Annotated in this window: 8 protein-coding genes; all 8 read left to right on the top strand. The window is 54.0% G+C overall.

The features are described from left to right. Positions 1 to 857 (top strand): 4'-phosphopantetheinyl transferase superfamily protein (locus tag HYU99_10785; protein MBI2340828.1); only part of this gene is annotated, 857 nt, incomplete at its 5' end. A 247-nt stretch (positions 858 to 1,104) separates the two neighbouring features. Further along, complete coding sequence (locus HYU99_10780; protein MBI2340827.1) at positions 1,105 to 1,362, top strand: AbrB/MazE/SpoVT family DNA-binding domain-containing protein; 258 nt, start codon at positions 1,105 to 1,107, stop codon at positions 1,360 to 1,362. Between the two features lie 7 nt (positions 1,363 to 1,369). Next, on the top strand, positions 1,370 to 1,645 hold the full coding sequence (locus HYU99_10775) for a hypothetical protein (GenBank protein MBI2340826.1): 276 nt from the start codon (positions 1,370 to 1,372) through the stop codon (positions 1,643 to 1,645). A gap of 103 nt (positions 1,646 to 1,748) precedes the next feature. After that, a complete protein-coding gene (locus HYU99_10770) occupies positions 1,749 to 1,904 on the top strand; it encodes a hypothetical protein (protein MBI2340825.1) in 156 nt (51 codons plus the stop codon). After that, entirely contained in the window at positions 1,904 to 2,410 is a 507-nt protein-coding gene (locus HYU99_10765; GenBank protein MBI2340824.1) for a nucleotidyltransferase, read from the top strand. The genes HYU99_10770 and HYU99_10765 overlap by 1 nt, the downstream gene beginning before the upstream one ends. 316 nt (positions 2,411 to 2,726) lie before the next feature. After that, positions 2,727 to 3,431, top strand: a complete 705-nt coding sequence (locus HYU99_10760; GenBank protein MBI2340823.1) for a 4'-phosphopantetheinyl transferase superfamily protein — start codon at positions 2,727 to 2,729, stop codon at positions 3,429 to 3,431. A 196-nt stretch (positions 3,432 to 3,627) separates the two neighbouring features. After that, positions 3,628 to 3,732, top strand: coding sequence for a hypothetical protein (locus HYU99_10755; GenBank protein ID MBI2340822.1), 105 nt, complete (start codon positions 3,628 to 3,630; stop codon positions 3,730 to 3,732). Positions 3,733 to 4,019: 287 nt separating this feature from the next. Continuing rightward, the coding region (locus HYU99_10750; GenBank protein MBI2340821.1) for a hypothetical protein at positions 4,020 to 7,137 on the top strand (3,118 nt) is incomplete at its 3' end.

Raw genomic sequence — 7,137 nt, 5'->3', positions numbered from 1 at the left:
ATTGCGGCCGTCACCGCGATTACCCCGGCGACCGTGACGGTGGCCGTCCCGTTCACTGTTCCGTCGGCGCCGCTGGCGCTGGTGGTGTAAAAGAATCCCGGGTCTTAAAGAAGATGAGTGGCAAAACGATCGTTAACGTCTGGACTTCGGCGATTCCTTTGTCCCTTTCGAAGGGTGAAGAAGAAAAGCGGCTGAAAATCCTGAACCCCGGCGAAAAACGGCGCCACAATTCCATGCGGAGCGAGGCGAGGCAAAGAGAGTATCTTTTCAGCCACGCCCTGGCGCGCGTCAAGATTGCGGAGGCGATTGGCGTGGCGCCGGCGGAATTACCCCTGGTGTTTGAGGTGGGCAAGAGGCCGCAACTTGCCGTCCACCATCCACCATCCCTGCCTGCCGGCAGGCACGGCACCATTCACCATCCACTCCATTTAAGCCTGACCCACAGCGCCCAAATGGCGGCGGTGGCCCTTGCGCCGTTTCCCGTGGGGATCGATATGGAACCGGTCGGTCGCATGAAGCATATCGACGATGTCGCCCGGCGGATGTTCGCGCCGGAGGAGGCCGAAGAGATTTTGGCGCTGGAGGGGGACAAAAAAAAGCTCCGCTTCACCCGGTACTGGACGTTGCGCGAGGCTTTTTACAAGGCATCCGGCATGCCGTTGGCGGATATGACAAAGGGAGTTGTTTTCAGCATAGATGATGATGAAAAGGTGCGATTCACCATCAACCATCAACGATCAACCATCATCAATCCCCTCTCCCCATGGCATTTCTCCCTCCACCGCCCCGCGCCCGGCCATATCCTGGCGGTTGCGGCCTTGTCCCAAAGGGAGGTGAAGGTTGAGTTAGAAAAGTAAGAATATAATACAGTATGAAAATAAGGCTTGATTCCCCCTCCCCCAAACGATAAACTTGAGGTCAAGCCGAGCATCTGGCTTTGCCAGTGCGAGGCGCGGGGTTTGGCCCGCCAATACTTTGTGGCGGGCGAAATCCATGATGCGAGTCAAGCCTAAGCTTTGCTTAGGCGCGAAGCAAATTCGGAGTGAAACGAAGAATTTGCGGAGTAAAAATAGCCCCAAACGGGCCGAAAGGGCCCCAATCAAAATGGAAGCTTATATTTCCACGTTAACATCCAAAGGTCAGTTGACGCTTCCCAAACATTTGCGGGAAATGCTTAAAATCAAGGCCGGCCAGACGGTGTTGATGGAGCCCCTTGGCAATGCGGTGGTGCTTAAAAAGGCTTTAATTAAGGCCGCAGAGGACGAATTTACCCGGGATGAGTGGGAGCAACTCGGAGCGCTCATGTCCGAAAAGGGGCGCCGGTATAAAACGGCCGGCGCATTTTTAAAGAGTCTCAAGTGAAATCCCGATGATCTACGAGAGGAAACCGGCCTTTGACCGCCTTTGGGATTCATTGACTCCGATCCGGAAGGAGAAGGCAAGGGAGGCCTTGGAGAAACTGGTCCATTTTTTTGAAGGGGGGCCGAGGTCCGAGGGGTTGGGGTTGAAGAAACTTAAAAGTTCCTTCTGGGAGATACGCACCGACCTCAAAGATCGCATTCTGTTTTCGCTTCGGAAGAATGTTGTTGCCTTTGTTTTAATCGGCAACCATGACGAGATCCATCGGTTCTTAAAACGCGCCTGAAAACTCGCAACAAATCCGCCGCTTAACCGTTATTCAATCCTTTACATTTTTGTTGGGCAAATAATCCCTTCCTATTTTCGTCTCGGACGATATAATTAACCCTGTGAGGAAACAAAAACGGGAGAGGTCCAAACTCAAGGGCGCAAAAAAAGAAAAGCCGGTTAAAGTTTCACCGGAAATAAAAAGAAATATCCTGGCCATCCTTCAGGCCGCCGAGTTTGTGCGGCAGGTTCGGCTCAACGCAAAACCGGCTCCGTAATGCACGCCTACTTTAAAATCCTTGGGAAACTGACAAAAACCGGCATTCGCTATGGTGTTGTGGGTCTGATGGGAGCCTCTTTCTACGGCTCCGACCAGACCACCTATGACCTCGACATTTTTGTGGAACCCGATGAAAAAACTCTGTCGAAAGTAAGGGCTCTCCTGAAAAAAGAGGGGCTTGCCGAAGCGGCTGTCTGCGGCGGGGAATTGGTCAAACCATCCCCCACCAACCGGGAGATCATCGATAAAAAAATCACCCTTTTGTTTGTCGATTCCGGCGGCCTTACCATTGACGTATTGACGTCCGTAAGCGGCCTTGATTTCAAAAAATTATGGAAGAGGCATAAACCGTTTGTCATTGACGGACAAAAAATTTATGCCGCCTCGCTGGAAGATATTATTATGTCGAAGTCAAAAGCCAATCGCACCAAAGACAGCCTGCACCTGCCACGGCTAAGAAAATTGCTCAAAGAGAAGACCGCAAAATCCGCTCAAAACTCGTAACCAAACCGCCGCTTAAACGTTATTCATTCCTTCACATTTTTGTTGCATGTGGAGGGACTTTTTAATAGGAAGCTGTCTTTCGCACATTCAGCAAAATCGGTGGTTTTAGGGGGCATTGGTTTTTTGAAGCGAGGGGTCAGTCAGTCAAGTGGGAGGTAGCATTTCATCCCGACCCGAAGGGTCCCTTTCGGGGCCGCGTGCTTCGTTTTATTCTTAAGAATAAATAAATTTTTCTCACTTGCCTTAAAAGGCGGATTCCATGCATGCGACCGAGGAAATTTGGAACGCAAATCAATTGTCCCCCGGTATTGTTCATTTGTGGCTTGTCCCAGTCTCCGGGGCCCTCAACCGTTTCCACCACCGGCGCGCGCTCGAAAAAATCGGCGGGCACGAGCGAAAAAGCTACGATCCGTTTTCCCTGGACCGCATGCCGAGCCTTGTCGGGCATGTCTTGGCGCGCATAAAAGCCGCAGAAATTTGCGGCGTGCGGGCCCCCGACCTTCCCCTTCACTTTCATCACGAAGAAGCCCCCCGGCTTCAATTCGGGAATCGCAGGCTCCCTATGAGCCTTGCCCATTCAGGCGATTTTGTCGCCTGTGCCCTGGGGAGAAGTCCCGTCGGGGTCGATGTCGAAGAATTGGAATCCGATTTTGCCTTCGAAGGGACGGCGCGCGAAGTCTTTTCGGAAAAAGAACTGGCCCGGTTCGAAAGCCTCCCTCCGCAGGACAAAATGCTCCGTTTTCATCAGTTATGGACGCTTAAAGAGGCGTTTTGCAAGGCCGCCGGCCTCCCTTTTATCGGCGCCTGTGACCGATCGACTTTTGAGATAAATGCACAGGGTCATATTTCTTTTGATTTTGCGGCGGGTCAGGATGCAACACCCCCCGTTTGTCCAAAAGACTGGCAGTTTGTGCTTAAACGTCCTTCGCCGGGGCACATCATGGCGCTGGCGGTCAACAGCGGGGGAAAAATAAGGGTTGAAGAAGAACTCGTCGATTTAGAAGAGCTGTTGGCCATTTGATTTTTTGAGTAAGGAATAAAATGTCCGATCTATCCACGATTATCGGTTATCTTGAGGGAAGAGGTCTTTTGCCCGAAGACCGAACCGCGGACTTATCGGCCATTCACGCGGCCTTGACAGTCCAGATCGGCGCCGTTGACACCCACCTGCGCAATTTGGACGAGGTCAATGATGCCGCGCGGGCCCAGTTTCTTGAATGGCTCCGAACCACCCCGGACAGGCAAGGTGCGTTTCTACACAGCCTTTCCCTGTTTGTCGATGCCCGAAAGGAATCGCGTATTCGGGGCGAGGCCCTTCTTGACCTCCTCCCCCCCGCCTCGATCATCGGTGAAGACAAAACCGGCCGACAGGCCGATCCAAGCCAGTTTAATTTCAGCGCGGTCTCCCCCGACTTAAGTCCCCGGCAGATGCTTTTTACCATCGATATTTCGGGGCATCAGATACTCGAACATGCCGAAGAGGCGCTTCGAAAGGCCCTGACCAACGTCCTATTTATCCGCCAGTTCAACAACAGCAAAAATCGGGCCGAAGAATATCTGAATCTTGTTTCATGGTTGCTTCCCAAAAATCAGGCCCAACTTGGCCCAGTTGAAAAAAGTGGACAGCCTTGCGGAGGCTTTTCTCAAAAAATTCGGTCTCAACCGGATGGCCCAGCTCGCCCTGGCCCAAAGGGATCGGAGGATTAATGTCGCCGGCATCGCCGCCGGGCAGGGGGCGAATTATATCGAAGAACTCAATGCCTGGGTCGACGGAAAAGATCCCCAGGGTAATTTGAGAACGCCCCAAGCGGTGGCCCTCTACGAGGCGTTAAAACCGACCCTTCAAAATTCCGGGATCGACCCGGATGCCGTCCGGGAATTAAACCCCGAATCGGATGAGTTGCCAATCAACGAGATTAGAACCTCCATGCCGATGGTTGATCTTCTGCAGATCCTTGCAGACCGGCAAATGGAAGCATCCGGTTATGTATCGCACCGGAACGTGGCCAATTCGGGTCAGAGCGCCGGATTGATCCGCGGGTTTGGGATGAGCCGCGCCTACCGGACCACCGGGGAACAACCGTTGATTCCCGCAGGCGTTGCGGGTCTCCGTCCGCTTGAAGAACTCGAAAGAGAAGTAAGACTCGCCGTGGTGGAAGGGGCCTGGTATCAGGAGGATGTCCCTTACATGAAAAGCGAGGGAGCCGTTCCGGTCCTCAACATCAGCGGGATTCCCTTGTCCGAAGAAGATTCCGCAAATTCGCCTTTGGGGAAAATCATCGAAATGATCAACCGCCATGCCGAAAATGGGGATCATCTCAACATGAGCAACGTCAATACTCTGGAGCCGGACTATTTTGTTCTCATGGCGGGCACAACCAATGCCCTCATTGCCCTGGAGCTGATCATTTGCGCCTTTATCAATGAAAAACCCTCCGGAAAAATCAGTCCCGATGCGCGAAGACTGGCATCAGCCGTACGTGATGAGGCGTCGCCGATTTTTGCCGGAATTAGTCGCGAACGGGTGAGGGCTCCCCAGAGGGGGCTCGAAGAATTGGGGATGACCATTCCCGCGCATGATGCCGTTCTTTTGGATCATGCGGCCACACAGTTTGTCAGACAGATCAAGGGAATGGGTCTTGGCATGGTCCAGCCGGTGACCTCGGTTATTTTGAACAGCACCGGGCATGATGTCCTTCAATTGGGATCTGCCGACATCACCGAAGTCCATGCCGATGAACAATATCGTCAGCCGGTCTGGTTGGTAAAGATCGCCCGAGGTTTGGCCGATCGGGGCGCTCATGTGGTGATCGATTATGGCCCAACCGATTTTCTGGGACGGTCCTCTTTGCCGGCGAACCATATCGGCATTCCCGTGGTTTCGGTCGCTTCGAAACGTGGTTTTGAGATATTAACGTCAACCGATCCAATCCAAGTCCAGAGCGAACTGGCCCCGGCCAATGGGATTGGCGCGGTTTATCTTCCCGACGGCGGCACATTAAAGGTGGATTCATCGGGTACCGTGAAAGTGCGGCCGCCAAAGTCGGCTCCGGCTCCCAAATCGGGATTTGAAGGCATATCCGGGGTGGCGGTAAGCGGGGATAATCTGGGAGATGAAAAAACCCGCATCAGCGTGACGGCGGCGACCGCCTTGAACGAGGCCGATCAGGCCCGTTTTCGGGAGGCTTTTTATGGTTTGGTAAGCGGTCCGATTCGCGCTCTTTGTGGGGAGGCGCGTCTGCATCCGGAGAGACATCCGGAGGGCGAAGGAAATCCGAATCCCTATTATGTCCTGATGCAACCACGGACCGGTTTCACCTATGAATGGGTTGTCGGCAATGGAACAATTCAGGGATTTAAACTTTACGAGACATCTGCTTCTTTGGGGCGTCGTTTGGCGCTGGAGGTCGAAGAAAGAGGCGGCGATACCATCGTCACGCGTGAATATCTCGAAACCCGAAACGGCCGCTCCATTCTGGAGCGGAACTATCGGGTTCACTGGTCGATTGAAAAACCGGTAAACGGCGCATCTCCCGCACCGGTCGCCCGGCTTGTCGATTTAAACGGCGACGCGGCATTTCGTCAAAGGGCCCGCGAGGCCTATCGCACCGACTGGGGCGCCGACACAATTCCCGGGGCGCGGGAACTCCTTCAAACTCCCCCCTCGCCCGATTTTCTGCAGAAATTTTCTCTCGAATACACCTACAACGCGACAACGGCAGACATGGTGGACTACGCAAAAACGGTCGGTTCCACCAACCCCCTTCATACCAACCCCAACCGAACCGGCGGGGTCAAAGCGCATCCCGGTTATTTAAAAGACCGGGTGATGGGAAAAGGAATGCTCGTTCCCCTCTTGGCCGAGGCGCTCGGTCTCGACCCGACGACGATTCGGAATTTGGGGGGACTTGAATGGGTCAATCCGAATATTCCGGTAAGCGCCGGGCGCATCGCGGTCAAGACTTCGTTGGTTCGTGTGGAAGATGTCAACGAGAGGCCTCTGCAGGGTCGTCGTGTGACCGCCTATATCGAAGCTCGAAATGAGAGAGGTGAGATATTGGCCAAAGGGATTCCCACGATCATTTCCCTTGGTGAAAACGATGTGGCGCCGGGAGAAGTCCGTCCTGTTTTTGCCCCGCGCACCGATCTTCCCACCAGTATCGACTTTTTGGAGGGGAGAAAAATTCACCCCCTGCCGACCCCTCAAGTGGTGGCGACCGGCAAAGTGATGGTTCCTCTCAATGCGGCCGGTATTTTTACGGATGATGAAAACCGCATTCACACCAGCGATGTGTCGGCCGTGTTGGCGGGGCTCGACGACGGCAGAATCATGCAGGGAGAGGTCTATTTCGACCGCGTGAACGAGGCGATTGTGGCCAAAAACACGCGGGGCGACACCAGCCGCTATGTCGGTTTTGCCAATCGCAAGTTTGGGGTTCCCGTCAAACCGGGCGAGACCCTTTCTTATACGGTAGTGAGAAACCGTCATGCCCAGGGGTTGCATGAATATGCTGTCACCTTGACCAATGCCGACGGCGATGAAGTGGCCGGCTACACCCTTTACGACCGGGCGGCCCAGCGGTTGTTTATGTGGACCGGTCAGGGTTCTTTGGAAGAAGGGCTGGGAGACCTTGTTCGGCAGGATGAATCTCGTCGCGCCCATTTCGATCGGATGCAGGCTCTTGTTCGCGATGCCGGTTATCCCCTCGACTTGACGGCCGCCTTAA

It is taken from the genome of Deltaproteobacteria bacterium (assembly GCA_016183175.1).
In the GTDB taxonomy this organism is placed as follows: domain Bacteria; phylum UBA10199; class UBA10199; order UBA10199; family SBBF01; genus JACPFC01.
The sequence above is the reverse complement of the archived record's forward strand: the minus strand, read 5'-3'. Positions and strand labels throughout refer to the sequence as shown.